Here is a 16,563-nt window from a genome sequence, read left to right on the forward strand (position 1 = left end):
AAGGATATGCGCTTTATGGTTCTTCCCCGTCGTGCGCTTCGGGTCCTTGGCGGTTCAGCCGGTAACCACGAAGGTCACCAAGGGACATGAAGGACATGCGGTTCATGGTTCTTCCCCGTCGTGCGCTTCGGGTCCTTGGCGGTTCAGCCGGTAACCACGAAGGTCACCAAGGGACATGAAGGACATGCGGTTCATGGTTCTTCCCCGTCGTGCGCTTCGGGTCCCTGGTGGTGAAGCCTTTGTGCAGTGGACTCTTCCTTTCAATTAACGAAAGTCAATAGTATGAGGTGGCTTGCGGCTGATCTGGATCCTCATCTCCGGGCTGGGCGAAGAGACGGGTTGGCGCGGCGTTGCCCTGCTGCGTGTGCAGGCGCGTTCCGGCGCGCGCGACGCCTCGTTCATGCCGGGACTGTTGTGGGCGGGCTGGCATGCCCTGGCGTTTTTCTCCAACGACGAACCCTCGCTCTTTGCTGTTGATTGCGCATGACAAGCCCTACTCTTCATAGAAAAAACACATCTTCCTAACAATCTGCACACAGGCGCAGGATACCATCAGGACAGGTATTTATGCACTGGAGGTTCACCGTGAAAAATGGATTGATCCTGTTTGCCGTGTTGCTTACCATGCTTGGCGTGAATTGCCGCTTCAGCGTCTCAGACTCCTTGCCTGAACCGGCTTCACCAACCCCGGTCGAATCCGCCCAACCGACCACTTCCCCAATCCCCGCAGCGTTCACGCCGCACACCGTCATGGTCGGCGACCCGGCGGTCAATTACGCCAACGTGGAGTTCACCGCCGATGTGCAGTACATGGTCTGGTTCGAGATGACCGACCAGCAGGGCAACGGCATCGTCTGGCACTGCGGCGTAGACCCGCACACCGGCGACTTGATCCCCGCCGACGGCAAGGGCTTTCGCGCTTTTGAAAGCACCATCTACGGGCGCGCCAACCCCGGCCTGGACGCCGACGGCGCGTACTACGTCGGCGCAGACCGGGACGGGAGTCTGATCCTCGTCCGCCCCAGCAGCCCCACGTCCGGCGAGATTCAATCGCTGCCCACCCCGCCCGACGCGCTGCGCCGCGCTATCTATCCCACTGTCCTGCCGGGGCAGGCGGGCGGCTATGTCTTCTGGATTCGGGACGAAAGCGTTCACGGCGCCGCCAACCCGCGCAACAACTGGGTGGAATTGCAATACATTTCGCTGGAGAACCCCACCGAAGTGCATGTCGTCGAACGGCAAACACGCCCGCGCCGAACCGGGTTTGCGCCGATGGATTCGGGCTTTGCCCGCTGGATGAAGGGCAAGTCCGCCCTCACATACGGTTTTGCAGCCGAAGACGGCACGGTGCAGGTGCGCATGCTCGACCTGACCCTGCCCAACCCCGTCCCGCAGGCGGTGACAGACGACCCCGGCGACAAGATAGACCCCTACGGCTGGTTCTGGAACGGGCAGGAGCTACTCATCCCCGGCATAGATGCGCAGGCGCGGCTGCACGTCTATACCCGCGACTCTGGCGAAACACGGTTTAGCCTCGCCGAGACCATCGTTCCGCCTGCTTCGGGTTTGTCCCAACCGGCGCTGGCGCAATCGGCGGAGCCTATTTTGTTCGGCGGGCAGGCTTACGTTGCGTACCAGATCAACGAGGCCGGGCGCAATTTTTGGGACGTGACCTTCGGCAAACCGGGCGAAATCTGGCTTGCGACGCTGTTCCAATCACCGGGACAGCAATGGCTGCTGACCGATTCGCTGACTGCCAAAGCCGAGCCGGAGCCGTTCGTCGGCGAGACGCAGGTGTGGGTGTTTTACAACGTGGCTGAAGGCAGCAGCGCGCGCGAGGCTGTCTGGCATTTGTACCGCGCCGAAACCCCGCTGCGGCAGGAGGGGCGATGAAACGACTTTTTCTCCTTTCCCTGGCGTTTTTACTGGCGCTGACCGCTTGCGTCCGTCCGCAGACCGAGTCCCTGCGCCCCGGTAATCATGACCTTTCGATGACCGTAGACGGACTGGAACGCACCTACATCCTGCACGTTCCGCCGGCTGCGCGGCAGGGGCAGCCGCTGCCCCTGCTTATCGTCCTGCACGGCGGGGGTGGCAGCGGTCAGAAAATGCAGCGCTTTTTGGGCTTCGATGATTACGCCGATGAGCGCGGCTTTTATGTGGCCTATCCCGATTCGTACCGCTCCGCCGGGCAACATGCCGCCCACTGGAACGATGGGCGCGGCACGGAAGCGACTTCGGGCGTGGACGATGTGACATTCCTGCTGGAGATGATTGCCGACATTGGCCGTCGCGTCCCACTGGACGAGCGGCGCGTGTATGTGACCGGCGCCTCGAACGGCGGGATGATGACCTACCGCCTGGGCTGCGAGACGCAGGGCGTGTTCGCCGGTATCGCACCGGTGATTGCCAACATCCCGCAGCCGATTTTTGCGACCTGCGCCCCTACCGCGCCGTTGAACTTTCTGGCCGTCAACGGCAGCGCCGATCCGCTCATTCCATTGGAGGGCGGTAACGTTTGCGAGGGCATCCGCTTTGGCTGCGCAGGCGGGCAGGTCGTCTCGCAAGCCGAATCGGTGGAGCGCTTTGCCGCCGCAAACGGCTGCGACCCCGTGCCGCAATTGGTCAACCTGCCGGTGGAAGTGGCAGATGGCACATTTGTCGAACAGCAGACCTACGCCAATTGCACAAGTGGAGCGCAGGTGACAGCTTATATCGTCCACAACGGCGGACACACGTGGCCGCCGCGCCCTCCGCAACTACCCGCCGCCGGTACGCAGAGCCGCAATCTCGATACTACCCGGCTGATTGTGGCGGCTTTCTTCCCGGTGACCGAAGCGTTACGCCGTTAGCAAAATCAGCGTACCCGTTGCCTGCCCGGCTCAAGACCTACGCTGTTTGATCGTCGTTGTCAGCGTCATAGCATGGGTGACAAGCGCGGCCCATTGCGTTGCCAAACGATGATATAATAGAGACATTTACCGCTTGGTAGTGGGAAATATCTCGATCCTGCGTGCCGCCGAACCGGCTCGGTAATCTGTAGCCGATGGTGAGTAGTCTAATCACAATAACCTTATTCTCGCTGTGAGATAACCATGACAACTGACCTAACGTTCATTACCAACGAAGCCAATCACACGCTCAAAGAGCGGTTTCATACACTCATCAAAGATGCACGCTTTTTCGATGTCTTGGTAGGTTACTTTTTCGCCAGTGGTTTTCATGCTATCTATCCCGCTTTACAAAACACCGAGAAAATTCGGATTCTGATCGGCATTGGCACAGACAGAACAACTTATGAAATGACCGTTAGCGCTCAGGCAGAACAACAGCGCGAACTGTTTCTTTCTCATGCCGAAGCCAAGCAGGTGATCGAACAGTGCGGTATATATGTCGTATTACATAAAATAGTATGAATGCCGTATGATGTAGGGCGGCATTCATTCCGCCCACCGTATGACGTAGGGCGGCATTCATTCCGATCTCCGCAAAGAGAAACCCAGCGTGAACAACGAACCTAATACGACAGAACGAATACTGCACTACAGGCGGAGGCTTCCCCATTGGCAGCCCGAAAGCGCAATGTTTTTCGTTACCTTGCGGCTGGCAAATTCTCTGCCTAGTCATATTGTGCAAGTATTACAGGCAACTCATGAGCGTGAACAGCCCATCATCCACGCCAAAGCCAGCAGCGCAGACCAAGCCAAAGAACGGCACACCTTGGACAAAAAATACTTCGAACATTTCGACGCATGGCTCGACCGCTGCATCAACATAAAGTCCGCGCTGGCTGGCGGATGAGCGCGTGGCACACATTGTCGCCGATGAAATTCACAGGCTAGACGGGCAACGATACCTATTGATAGCCTATTGTCTCATGCCCAACTATATCCATTTGGTCAGTGAGACAACAGAACACTCCTTCAAACCAGCGCATACAGGAGTCACAGCCAAATATTCGCTCACAGATACCCTGAAACGACTCAAAGGCCGCACAGCGCGGTTATGCAATCAGGCATTAGGAAGAAGCGACTCGTTTTGGCAAGCTGAAAGTTACGATCGTGTGATCCGTAATCAACAAGAGTACGAACAGATCGTCAACCCTATCAAAGCAGGACTAGGAGAGCGATGGGGAGACTGGTCACACACCTACCTTGCCACGCGGAATGAATCCCCCTCCCCGTAGGACGGCATCGATGCCCTATCCGGTAGGGCGGAATTCATTCCGCCCACGGCAATAGCGCGTGCGGAATACATTCTGCACTACAAGCGGAACATTTCTCTCTCGTCGAACAGCTTTCATTCCACACTACGCCGTCGAACAGCATCTCTTCGGTTTACTGGAATGTCAAGTGCGGCAGGTATGCCGCACCCTTACACGACTCACACGAATCCTCCTCTTAGCCCCATTCTTCACGGCGAGATGATACAATGCTTTCGTAATAGGCAGGGGGGCAACTATCGTTGAAAGGTATGAAATGAAGCGAAGATTCTCCCTTGTCTTCGCGGTGTTCCTGCTGCTCACTGCTTGCGCATTGCCGCCAACGAGTACTCTTATATCCAACGCAGGTGACCATCAATCACAGCGGGTTGTGTTCGCACCTGCTGCTGAAGACATCTCTAACCCAGAGCGCGGTTTCTTTCAAGTTGTTGAACTCGGCGAAACCGATTTGAACTGGTACCCTGAGCAGACCGCGAATCGCCTGCTGTACCCCTCTACCCGGCTCGATGACTATCGTGATCGCGATCTGTCATCTGCGTACCTCGCTACCCTCAACGATTTCTTTCTGCTTCGCTAACGAAGGCGTCTGGGATCACGAACTCGGTTGGAATGCGTTGGAGACATTGACGGTGACTGAGGTAAGTAGTCAGACGGAAAGAAGATAACGCTCCTGCGCCGCTGCTTTTCAGATGCACGATGCCGGTCAACTGCTGCGGTTGACGGCAGGAGAGGCTGCTATGACCCCGACAAACGCCATGCGACGGATGTTGCCGGTGGTATTGCTAACCATTCTCATCGCATGCACATCGCTCGGCGCATCGTCTTGGCCACAGGCCAACCGTCCGGTTGACACTCCGCAAACCCAAACCACCCCCATCCCTCGCGTTTGGCTACCGTTGGTTTTCAAAAGTGACGCCGGTTCTACGACAGCCGAATGGAACCAGCACGCCTACAATGCTCAACGCACCGGCTACGCGCCCTCGGTTCCAACCTATCCGTGGCGGCTGCGCTGGATTTGGAATGGCGTCACCGCTAGCGGCGGCATCAGCAAAGTGACGACAAGTGGCACTCTCCCGCGTAACGTTCAGCCAGTCACCGGCGGGGGGCGCGTGTATGTCGCTGCCGGAACGGATGGCGTCTTTGCCCTCAGTGAAGCGACCGGCCAGCAACTGTGGCAGCGCAACGGCATCGGCGATGTTCGCTCTACAGTGGCCTATGATCCCGACACCCAAGCCGTCTTTGTCGTCTCGGCGAATGGTCGGCTCTACAAACTACGAGCCAGCGACGGCACCATTGTGCAGCAATTCAATACCGGCCAGACTAGTACCCTGCCGTTGCCCCCAGCCGTCCTGAACGACCGGGTCCTCTTCGCGATGGGCAACTCGGTCTACGCCGTGAACAAGACAACCATGACCGCAATGTGGACGTACAACGCCGGCGCGACGGTAGCTGTTCCACCGGCATATTCACCCTCGCGCGATCTCGTGGTCGTGGCAACCGAGCCGGACTTGTACGTCCATGCTATTCGCAATAGCAACGGAACCCGACAATGGCGTACACAGCCGGTGCATACCAGCCGCAATTTCGCCGATCCTACCGAATACCGCTACGGTTGGCCGGTGATCGCTGACAGCGCGGGTTATGTGCTCATCAAGCTGCGCCTGCCGTGGAGCACGCTCTGGCGAGATTGGCCGCAGACCAACGCCGATATGCGCCAGTTGTTGACCAATAATCCGGGAGAACAGGCCCTCTTCGTACTCGATCTAGACGATGGGAACGTACCCTTCATCGCCAACGTTGGTCATGGCGGCTACGGGGATAACGACTATTTACCGATGGGACCACAGCCGGTGGTGCGCCAACTGCCAAACGGTAAAGAGGTGGTCTACATCATTATCCGTGCAAAGCACGCCTACGACGCACGTTGGGACTCGCACTTCGGCGAGATGGTGCTAGACAACAGCACGGTGAGCGGTCTGCAGGGCGGTGATGTACGCTTCATCGCCTTCGACTGGCCACCCGGCGAGAGCAACCCTTATCTACTCACTGATGAGCAACCCAATGTGACGGCAGCAGGCGATCACCTCTTCGGCGCGCACTGGGAAGCCGGCTTTGCTATGCGCATCGTCGATCGCTCTGATGGACGTGGCAGCTTCACCAATAAAATCACAACTCAGCGCCTCGCCACTATCGCCACTTCGCAAGATAACACGAACACGTGCGCCTTCAGCACCTCACACTACTGCGCCAGTGGGCTGTACAACTCGCGACCCTACGATTTCGGCTTCTACATCTACTACAACCAAGGCCCGGTGTACGACCAGTACTGGAGTGAATATGCCGTGTGGGTCGCGAGCAACGAAAATCTTTACTTTCGCAGCGCCGACGGCGCAATTGTGGCACTGACGAGCGGCAATCCACGAGCAGCAGTGGCGGCAATTCCAGTCGTTGTACCACCCGCACCACCAGTGTCGCCGGAAGCGTTCCCTGTTGCTACCATTACACACGACGCAGCCCGTGGGTGGGCCGGCCATACAGTGGCTGTTACCGGCACCCTGCGCTACGTCTTTAACAACGGCAAACAAGTGTTGCTCGGCTTTGCTAACCCGCATCAGGGCGCGTTTAAGGCCATTATCCGACAGGCCGATTGGGAACGGTTCAACGGCGCACCTGAAACGTTCTACCGTGTTGGTCAAGAGGTGGCGATAGTGGGCACAATCGCTTGGTATCAGGGTGACCCGGCCATCTTCGTCACTGCACCGGAGCAGATTCAGATGCTTGAACCGTAGGACGCTTGTGATATATGTGAGGTGACGGTACAGCCCCGGCGACGACTCGGTTATTGGCATCATACTAACCAACGGTCGGCTCGGCGCCCGGATGGCGTAATCGCCTATCAGTTGGTCTCATTCACGGCAATATGGCTAGAGCCTGTTATGTACGTTCGACCATAACGGGAATGAACCGCTTCCGTATGAGGATCGCACTGGCACATGCACTCCGGCCAAGGGTTTTGACAACCGCTCATCATCGCGTGCCAACCGGCGAACGCGCGCCATTCATGGACGAGTGCGGTGCGCTGAGTAGAGACGGTGCAATGCACCGTCTCTACTGGGAGTCGGTGGGCCACGGCGGCAGATCGGTGGGCAGCATGCGCGTTGGAGCGACGTTGTATTGCAACGTCGCTACGCCCGTGCGGACGCTCCAACGCCATCTATTCACAACCTCACGCAGCGAGTGGTCGCGCTGCGGAGCGTCTTCAGTCATGAAGGTTAGGTAGAGAGCGATGAAGGCTCACATCGCGTGGATAGGCTTGGTGTGTCAGGCTGAACGCATCCCACGTTTATCTCCGAAGTGCATAACAGGCTCTAACCCTTCCACACTATACCCAACCGCACTTATCAGACACGGTGCATTGCACTTCCTCTACGTTGGGCTGGATCACGCACACGCTCCGTCACCCTTCCTGACTCTCAGTAGGTTTTGGTACGGCGAACCCTTACAATACGAAGTATCGATTTGGTGGAATAACACCTTCGCACGAAGGTAACAGTTCGTTTACCAATGTGACCACAAGAGGACAACGATATGCCCACATCACCTGTATCTCATCTCCGTCGGACTACGGTTACCTACGGGCTGCTCGTGGCATTGTTCGTTGTGCTCCTGCAACCAACGGCAGGTTTGTCACTGGCGAACGGTGACGCTGTCGTTTACAGTGACACTCTCGATCCGGCATTTCAGAATTGGTCGTTTCAAACCACGGTGAACCTCACGACCTCATCGCCGACGCACGGCGGCAGCGCCCATGCCATCGCGGTGACCTACCAGCCCGGCAACTGGGGCGCCCTGTGGCTGGTGCGACCCGGCGGCAATATCTCCCTCGCCGGCTATACCGCATTGCGCTTTGCTATCCACGGCGGCAGCGCTGGCGGGCAACAGATTCGGGTGCAGGTTGGCACTGGCACTAACTATCCGACCAATCAAGTAGACCTCACCACCTACCTGCCCGGCGGCCCGGTCGCAGGTGAATGGCGGGTTGTGACCATCCCCTTGGCCGATCTGAATGTAGCAGGTGGTTTCTTAGGCTCAATCGCCTTTCAGAGTGCGGTAAACAGCGGGCAAGCAACCTTTTACCTCGACGATTTGCATCTGCTGGCCGGGACAGAACCGCCGCCAGAACCCGGCGTCTCGGCCACCATTCGCATCCAAACCGACGGCAACACGATACCGATTAGTCCCTACCTCTTGGGGTCTAACTTACCTGTATGGTTGAATCCGACAAAACTCGCGAATGAAACCTTTCGCACCTATACTGCCGCCGCTGGCATTCGCCTCTTGCGCTTGCCGGGCGGTAGTTGGAGCAACCGCTACGGCTGGTTGAGCTGTGAGCTAGGCCAGAATCAGCCCGGCGCGGTTCCCTGTTCTGATTGGTTTTGGGCCGCGCGACCATCCGACGTGATCGCTTTTCTGCGTGCGACCGGCACCCAAGGGTTATGGGTGGTCAACCCCAACGGTACCTCTAAGGAAGCGGCGGCGCTGGTTGCCTTTTTCAACGGTGATGTGAACGATCATCGCCCCATCGGGGTGGATGTGCGGGGCACCGACTGGCGCACAGTTAGTTATTGGGCGCAGTTACGTGCTGCGCGCGGCTATCCAGAGCCGGTTGGTATCAAACTGTGGGAGTTCGGCAACGAAATCTACGGCGGGAAACCCACTACCGGCGGTGGGCTGTGTCAGCCTTGGGGCTGGGAAGAGGTCTGGACGTGCGATGGCACAGAGTACGTGCTGGGGAAAGGAAGCGGCGCACAGCGGCGTGAGGGCTATCTGGAGTTTCGCGCCGCAATGCGAGCAGTAGATCCGACCATCTTGGTTGGTGCAGTTGGGTTTGAAAACCCCGGCGATCCTCATAATCCAAGTTGGCAGAACTACAACAACTGGGGCAACAAAGTCATCGCCGCCGCCGGTGACGCGCTCGATTTTTACGCGATTCACCCCTATCCGTATGATTACCCACCTGCCAATAATGCGACTGGATACGCTGCTATCCTCGCAAAGCCGCAAGAGCATTTCCGTACCATCCGAACAGCCATCAACGCCGCCTTCGATGCGTTGGCTAGCGGACGACGCGCGCCGATTGCCGTCACCGAATACAACCTCGTTGCAATGCAAGATCAAGACAACGCGCAATTGATGACACGAGCGATCAATGCGCTGTTCTTGGCCGATTCAATCGGGCAGGCAATTCAGCACGGGTATACCATATTTACTCAGTGGGATTTAGCCAACGGGCGAGCCAGCAACGGCACCGAGTACGGCCTGCTGCACGAAGATAATAACTTCTACCGCGCACCGCACTACTACGTCTACCCGCTGTGGGCGCGGTTCGGTACGCACATGCTGCCCGTTACCACATCTCTCAATTCCGCTAGCGAAGCAGCCGTCTACGCCGGACGAGTCAACGCGACCACGCTGTCACTGCTGGTTATCAACAAAATGGCGCGACCGATCACCGCTACCGTTACAGCAGACGGTGAGACAATCGTTGGTGGCAGTGCTTACGAAGTGCGCACTGACTCACCAACGGCGCAGAGCGTCACCTACAACGGTGTCGCGAATCCTTCGGCGACGCTTAGCGAACCGCCTCGCACACTTCAAGCCACAGAGGGAAACCTGACGGTCACATTTGCGCCATGGTCGATCACCCTTGTACATGCAGAGATAGAAGCGGCCACCGGCCCAAGGTTGATGCCGGCCTCAACGACCCTGAGCGGCCGGCCGGGTGAAGCAGTGAGCTACACCTTGACCGTGACTAACAGGGGAAGTACCGCCACCACTTTCACTGTGACGGTCAGCGGTAACCATTGGCCAACGAATGTGCCGGCAACCATCGGGCCGCTTGCAGCCGGTGCTAGCACTACCTTCCACGTAGCCGTGACTATCCCCGATGATCAGACCGGCGTTCATACCGATACGGCCACGGTCACAGTAACTGCGCAGAATGATCCGACGAAATCGGCGCAAGCTGTGGTGACGACAATCCGCGCTAGGTTCCGTCTCTTTGTGCCGCTCGTCACAGTAGGTTCAAGTGTACCCCGCTAAAGCGTCAATCACGTCGTGTGAACGTTGGTGCTCGTCGCTTGCGCGCGTACTGGAAAAGTGCGCCACGTGCAAAGCTATACCGGCTATTGCTCTGCACGCCAGCAAATGATGCATTTGCACTAGCCATCATCCGCGAGTGATAGTCCACGACAACTTAGCCCCTGTGTCTCCTAATCAAGCCATTGTTGTTAACAATACAGTTGCACAAACAACCAATAACGAGTATAATAGGACGCAATCCCGGTTATCGGCTCATACGTGCCAACGAGGCCACTCCGCTCAGTCACGCTAGAAACGAGGTTGTGTCGTGCATCACCGCCTGCTCTTTGCCCTCACGATCATTTCCAGCCTGCTCCTGTTGCTAGTACCCCTACCGGTTGCCGCCGCTGGCGAGGAGGTGCGCGGCGAACTCAACAGTTGGGGAAACACGCCGTGGCCAATGTCAGCCAGTCTCGGCGGAACCTTTATCTACGTCAGTGGGCCAATCACCGACGCGAACGACTCCAGCAGTGAATTTAAGTTTTTCAAACAAACCAACCAGTGGTTCGGCAAAGATGCCCCCAACACCATCACCTTTGGTCAAATCGTCAGCGGACTGAGCACCGGTGGCGGCGGCGAGCGCAATCTGCGTTTCAACCATATTAGCGGCAGCTACTATGTCTTTAAGTGGGATGGCAGCGGGCGCGGAGTGGTATTCCAATTGAGCGCCGCCCCCGCCACCATCACCGGCGTCACCCGCAGTCCTACGACACCCACTGCGGGGCAAGCGGTGACAATCACTGCCACCACTAACGTCGCACCTCCCGCTGAACAGGCACTCTGGCTGCGCTACGCCGTCAACGGTAATTGGACGGCGTCGACGGTGGTGAAGATGGCCGGCAGTGGTACGTCATTCAGCGCAACAATCCCGGCCCAAACCGCCGGCACGACCGTAAGTTACTACATCTTCAGTTCGGGGAATGTGAGCGCGATTGCCGGCGCTGACGCCGATCTGATGACGATCAATTTCGACACCAACGGCGGTAGTAATTACAACTACACTGTCAGCAGCAGCCCAAGCACGATTACCCCGGCCCAAGCGCGCGCACTCTGGCTCGATCTGAACACCATTGCATGGAACGGTGGCCCGGCAGCGAGCTTCCGCCTGCTCTACGATCCTGACGGTGGCCTAACGACCGCTGCCGAAGCAACTGCCTGTAGTTTTCCCGCCCCAACAGCGCCATGTTACGTGCCGTTAACTGCCAGCGGCACAGTGATCGGCTACGGCAAAAACCCGAATGCAACTGGCTTAACTCGGCTACTGACCGGCCTGAACGCCACTAATGCCCGCCACTTGCTGCGCGGCCAACTCGTTGTGGCAGCGTATGACAGCGGAGGTAATCGCATTGATGCTACCCGGGTGCAGATACAGAGTGTGCTCGATGATCTGTACGCTGCCAACGCTACTTCACAGACACTCGGCGTAAGCTACAGCGGAAACGTGCCCACGGTGCGGCTGTGGGCGCCGACAGCTCAGTCAGTTGCGCTGCGTCGCTTTACCACTTCGACAACAACCGCGTACACCGATCATCCGATGACGCTCGATCCGGCGAGCGGGGTGTGGAGTATCACCGGCGATGCTTCATGGGACCGGCAGTTCTACTTATTTGCGGTTGAAGTGTATGTACCAGCGGTGGATACCGTCGTTACCAACCTCGTCACCGATCCCTACTCAGTTAGCCTCTCGCAAGATGGCGCTGCCGCCGGTGATGTGCGCAGCCAGTTCGTTAATCTGGACGATGCCGATCTGAAGCCGGCGGGTTGGGATACGCTGAGCAAACCGGCGCTCGCCAATCCTGAAGACATCGTGATCTACGAGGTGCATATCCGTGACTTCAGCGCCAATGATAGCACCGTCGCACTGGCTGATCGTGGTACCTACCGTGCCTTTACCTACGACGGAGCCGGTCCACACCCGAACCCGACCCTCTCGAACGGCATGAACCACCTGCTACAACTGCGGCAAGCTGGTCTGACCCATATCCATCTCTTGCCGACGTTTGACATTGCTTCAGTGATTGAGAACCCTGCCGATCGCACTGAACCGACCATCTCGTTTAATCCGGCCACTGACCGCGCCTCGACCAACCCGCAAACGGCAGTCGCTGCGGCCCGCCAAACCGACAGCTTCAACTGGGGGTACGATCCTTACCACTACGGTGTACCAGAAGGGTCGTACAGCACCAACCCCGACGGCGTCGCGCGCATCCTTGAATTTCGCGAGTTAGTGCAGGCGCTCAACCAGAATGGGTTGCGCGTAGTGATGGATGTGGTCTACAACCACACGGCAGCCAGCGGGCAAGACGACAAGTCGGTGCTGGATCGGATCGTGCCCGGCTACTACTACCGTTACGACACCAACGGCAACCTCTACCAATCGTCGTGCTGCGCCGATACTGCAACTGAGTACGCAATGATGGAGAAGCTCATGATTGATACAGTCGTGCGCTTCGCCACGGCGTATAAGATCGATGGCTTCCGCTTTGACTTAATGAATCTGCATACCCGCCAAAATATGCTCAATGTGCGCGCCGCCCTGCAAGCCCTCACCCCGAGCGGGCACGGCGTTGACGGCAACACGATCTATCTCTACGGTGAAGGCTGGGATTTCGGTTCGGCCCGCGACAAGGGGTTGACCATCTGCCCACACTGCTACGCTCACAAACACAACATGACCGGCAGTGGCATTGGTGTGTTTAACGATGTGATTCGTGATGCGGCCCACGGCGGCTACAGCACCGACACGATCGGCATTCGCCGGCAAGGGTTTATCAACGGCCTCAGTTACGACTGGAACGGTTACAACTATCCTAACCGATTCCAGAGCGATCTACACGTCGTGATGGATACACTCCGCTCGGCGTTGCGCGGCAGTGGCACCGACTGGAACGGGCAGGGTAACCCGTTTACCGACGACCCGCAAGAGGCGATCAACTACGTCGAAAAACACGACAACGAAACCCTCTTTGATCAAAACGTCTTCAAATTGCCTAATGGCGATGGCAGCGGCAATCCGGGCTGGATCGGCAGCAATATTCCGGTCACCTCGATGACCGACCGCGTGCGCAGCCAAAACATGGGGGTGAGTTTGGTTGGGTTGGCCCAAGGCATTCCCTTCTTCCACATGGGCCAAGATATCTTGCGCTCGAAATCGCTCGACCGCAACAGCTACGATTCGGGCGATTGGTTCAATCGGGTCTACTGGGATCGCAGCGCCAACAACTTTGGCCGTGGCCTGCCACCAGCGTGGGATAACAGCACGCGCTGGAGCATTATGACGCCGTTGTTGACCAACACCGCGCTTGATCCCTCGCCCAGCAATATGAACTTCGCTGCCGCTCACATGCGCGAGACGTTGCGCCTGCGCATGAGTTCGCCGCTCTTCCGCCTCACCACCGAAGCCGCCATCAACGCGCGCGTCAGCCACTACAACACCGACAACAGCCGTGATGCGTTGCTGGTGATGAGATTGTCAGACGAAGTTGCGCCTGATCTCGATCCGAACTGGGAGAACATTCTCGTCTTCTTCAACGCCAACACGATCACCCAGACCATCACCATCCCCAATGCGAACGGCTTTGGTCTTCATCCATTGCACACTGATGGCGTTGATGACGATCCGGTGATTGCTACCGCAAGTTTCAACGACACCACCGACACCTTCACCATCCCACCGCGCACCACGGTAGTCTTTGTCTCGACCCAAGCGCTCGAACCGCCCAGCACCATCGACTGGGTGGGATTGATGTACCCGCGCGGCGGTGTCGCGCACGCCATCAACGAAGGCGACTTCGCACCCGCCGGGTTCGATGTCTTCGTGCAAGTCTACGAAGCGGGAGTGACACCGGGAGTTGGGCAAGGCGCCGGGATCGAGTGCTTCTTGCACTGGGGCCGCTACGGCCAACCGTGGAGCGACCTGCCAATGGTATACAACACCGATATTGGCAACAATGATGAATATCGTGCGACCATCCCGAAAGCCACACTAGAGAGCCTCGTACCGGGCACGTATGGCTTTACCGCCTACTGCAAGAAGACGAGTGAAACGGGGCGGAAGTGGAAGGTTGATAGCTACAATATCTCAGTTACCGGTGACGACGATCAAGGTGACGGGCAGATCACGATCATCCCCGCCAACGATAGCGCTAGCGAACCGAATGGCGGTGTCTTCGTTCACCTGTTTGAATGGCGCTGGACTGATGTGGCGCAAGAATGCTCGTTCCTCGGTCAGAAGGGCTACACCGGCGTACAGGTCTCGCCGCCGAACGAGCACATCGTCCCCACCGCCGATCTCGGCGGCAACCCGGCCAACGCCTTCCCATGGTGGGCACGCTACCAACCGGTGACGCATGACACCAGCCGATTCACCAGTCGCAGCGGCACATGGGCCGAGTTCCAGCAAATGGTGAATGCCTGCAACAGCGCCGGGGTAGCGGTGATCGTTGACGCCGTGATCAACCACATGGCCGACATCGAAGTTGGCAGCCCACCGACCGGTACGTCCGGCAGCCAATACCGCTCGCAACCGGCTGGCAGCCGGTTCTACGGCACCCAATACATGCCCGACGACTTCCACCCGGATTGTCTGATCACTAACTATCGGGATCGCAATCAGGTGCAACGCTGCCAACTCGCCGGCCTGCCCGACCTCGACACCGGCAAGCCGGTGGTGCAGAGCAAACTGCGCGCCTACCTGCAAGCGCTGCTCAACGCCGGCGTGCGTGGCTTCCGCATCGACGCTGCCAAGCACATGGCCGCCCACGAGATCGGCGCCATCCTTGATGGCCTCACTCTGCCCGGCGGCGGGAAACCCTACATCTTCAGCGAAGTGATTGACATGGATCCCGCCGAGCGCATCCGAGACTGGGAATACACCCCCTACGGCGACGTGACCGAGTTTGCCTATAGCATCAATGCTATCGGTACGAATTTCAACTGCGGCGGATCACTCAGCAACTTGCAAAACTTCACCGGCGGACTGTTGCCGTCACGGTTCGCCCAGATTTTCGTTGACAACCACGACAATCAGCGCGGCCACGGCCCCGGTGGCGCGTGCGTGGTCGATCACCGCGATGGGCGCGCCCACCTGCTGGCCAACATCTTCACCTTAGCCCAGCCCTACGGCCATCCGTCGGTAATGTCGAGCTACTACTGGACAACTAACCCCAACAGTAACGCTGGCGACAGCCTCGGCCCGCCGAGTAGCAACGATAGCGGCATAACGTGGGGGCCGGGGTTGGGGGCCGACACCCGACCAGTCTACGGGCCGGGCCAAACAGCGAGCGACTACCCGGCCAACTGTTCAGGCAACTATCCCAACCCGGTCACGAGCACCGATCTCGGCAGGTGGGTCTGCGAACACCGCCATCCGGGCATCGCCAATATGGTGCAATTCCGCCAAACCACCCACGGCCAGCCGATCACCAACTGGCAAAACATCGGCGGTGCGCCGAGCAACCACATCGCGTTCGGACGCGGTAACCGCGGCTTCGTCGCCATCAACAACACGGCGGCGGCAGCGACGACCACTTACCAGACCAGCTTGCCAGCCGGGTTCTACTGTGACATCACCAAATACGACTTCGTGGGAGGCATCTGTGTGCTACCGGGAACGACCACGCCAGCCCCGGCCAGCGCGTTGATTGAAGTGAACGGGAGCGGACAGATTGTCAATTACACGCTCGCCGCGCGCGACGCATTCGCTATCCATATCGATGCTCGGCCAGTCTACCAGATCACTGTTAGCAGCGAACCACCCGGCAGCGGCACGGTCAGCGGCGGCGGCACCTACCCGCATGGCGCAGTGATCACGGTTAACGCGACGCCGGCGAGCGGCTACAGCTTCGTCAACTGGACGGAAGGCGCAACTGTAGTTGCGACGACAACAAGCTATAGCTTTGTGGCAACTGGTAATCGGGTGTTGGTAGCCAACTTTGCGCCGGTAGCGACAGCAACCCCTACCCCGACCGCCACCCCGACCGCCACGGCCACCGCGACCGCCACGGCGACCGCGACCGCCACGGCGATGGCTACGCCGACCGCCACGGCGACGGCCACCCCGACCGCCACGGCGACGGCCACCCCGACCGCCACGGCGACCGCCACAGCGACGGCCACCCCGACCGCCACGGCGACCGCCACGGCGACCGCCACCCCAGAACCGACCGCAACACCAACAGCGACGGCCACGCCGACCGCCA

10 protein-coding genes and 1 pseudogene are annotated in these 16,563 nt (G+C 58.5%); 10 read left to right on the forward strand and 1 reads right to left on the reverse strand.

Annotated elements, in window-relative coordinates; all coding sequences use genetic code 11:
• The first annotated feature begins 292 nt into the window (after positions 1 to 292).
• The 8 genes from Q1A00_RS18390 (at position 293) to Q1A00_RS18420 (ending at position 7,011) form a co-directional block, all read left to right on the forward strand.
• Entirely contained in the window at positions 293 to 487 is a 195-nt protein-coding gene (locus tag Q1A00_RS18390) for a CPBP family intramembrane glutamic endopeptidase (protein ID WP_299758359.1), read from the forward strand.
• 80 nt (positions 488 to 567) lie between these two features.
• Positions 568 to 1,893, forward strand: a complete 1,326-nt coding sequence (locus Q1A00_RS18395) for a hypothetical protein (protein WP_299758361.1) — start codon at positions 568 to 570, stop codon at positions 1,891 to 1,893.
• Positions 1,890 to 2,852, forward strand: a complete 963-nt coding sequence (locus Q1A00_RS18400; RefSeq protein WP_299758364.1) for a PHB depolymerase family esterase — start codon at positions 1,890 to 1,892, stop codon at positions 2,850 to 2,852. Before Q1A00_RS18395 ends, Q1A00_RS18400 begins: the two co-directional genes overlap by 4 nt.
• Positions 2,853 to 3,095: 243 nt before the next feature.
• Positions 3,096 to 3,416, forward strand: coding sequence for a hypothetical protein (locus tag Q1A00_RS18405; protein ID WP_299758367.1), 321 nt, complete (start codon positions 3,096 to 3,098; stop codon positions 3,414 to 3,416).
• 88 nt (positions 3,417 to 3,504) lie between these two features.
• The gene (locus Q1A00_RS18410) at positions 3,505 to 3,801 is read left to right on the forward strand and encodes a hypothetical protein (RefSeq protein ID WP_299758370.1); all 297 of its coding nucleotides are present in this window, start codon (positions 3,505 to 3,507) and stop codon (positions 3,799 to 3,801) included.
• Between the two features lie 4 nt (positions 3,802 to 3,805).
• Entirely contained in the window at positions 3,806 to 4,186 is a 381-nt protein-coding gene (locus Q1A00_RS18525; protein WP_366917441.1) for a transposase, read from the forward strand.
• A 406-nt stretch (positions 4,187 to 4,592) separates the two neighbouring features.
• Complete coding sequence (locus tag Q1A00_RS18415) at positions 4,593 to 4,799, forward strand: hypothetical protein (RefSeq protein WP_298490498.1); 207 nt, start codon at positions 4,593 to 4,595, stop codon at positions 4,797 to 4,799.
• A 160-nt stretch (positions 4,800 to 4,959) separates the two neighbouring features.
• The gene (locus tag Q1A00_RS18420) at positions 4,960 to 7,011 is read left to right on the forward strand and encodes a PQQ-binding-like beta-propeller repeat protein (protein ID WP_298490496.1); all 2,052 of its coding nucleotides are present in this window, start codon (positions 4,960 to 4,962) and stop codon (positions 7,009 to 7,011) included.
• A 337-nt stretch (positions 7,012 to 7,348) separates the two neighbouring features.
• On the opposite strand, the pseudogene Q1A00_RS18530 reads toward Q1A00_RS18420, so the two are convergent.
• Positions 7,349 to 7,547, reverse strand: a pseudogene (locus Q1A00_RS18530) (hypothetical protein); the annotation flags it as partial.
• A 263-nt stretch (positions 7,548 to 7,810) separates the two neighbouring features.
• Between Q1A00_RS18530 and Q1A00_RS18425 the strand changes: the two are divergent.
• Both Q1A00_RS18425 and pulA read left to right on the forward strand, forming a co-directional pair.
• Positions 7,811 to 10,324, forward strand: a complete 2,514-nt coding sequence (locus Q1A00_RS18425; protein ID WP_299758374.1) for a hypothetical protein — start codon at positions 7,811 to 7,813, stop codon at positions 10,322 to 10,324.
• Positions 10,325 to 10,631: 307 nt separating this feature from the next.
• Positions 10,632 to 16,563: pullulanase-type alpha-1,6-glucosidase (gene pulA, locus Q1A00_RS18430; RefSeq protein WP_299758377.1), on the forward strand; the 5,932-nt coding region annotated here is incomplete at its 3' end.

It is taken from the genome of uncultured Chloroflexus sp. (assembly GCF_938091255.1).
Classification (GTDB): Bacteria; Chloroflexota; Chloroflexia; order Chloroflexales; family Chloroflexaceae; genus Chloroflexus.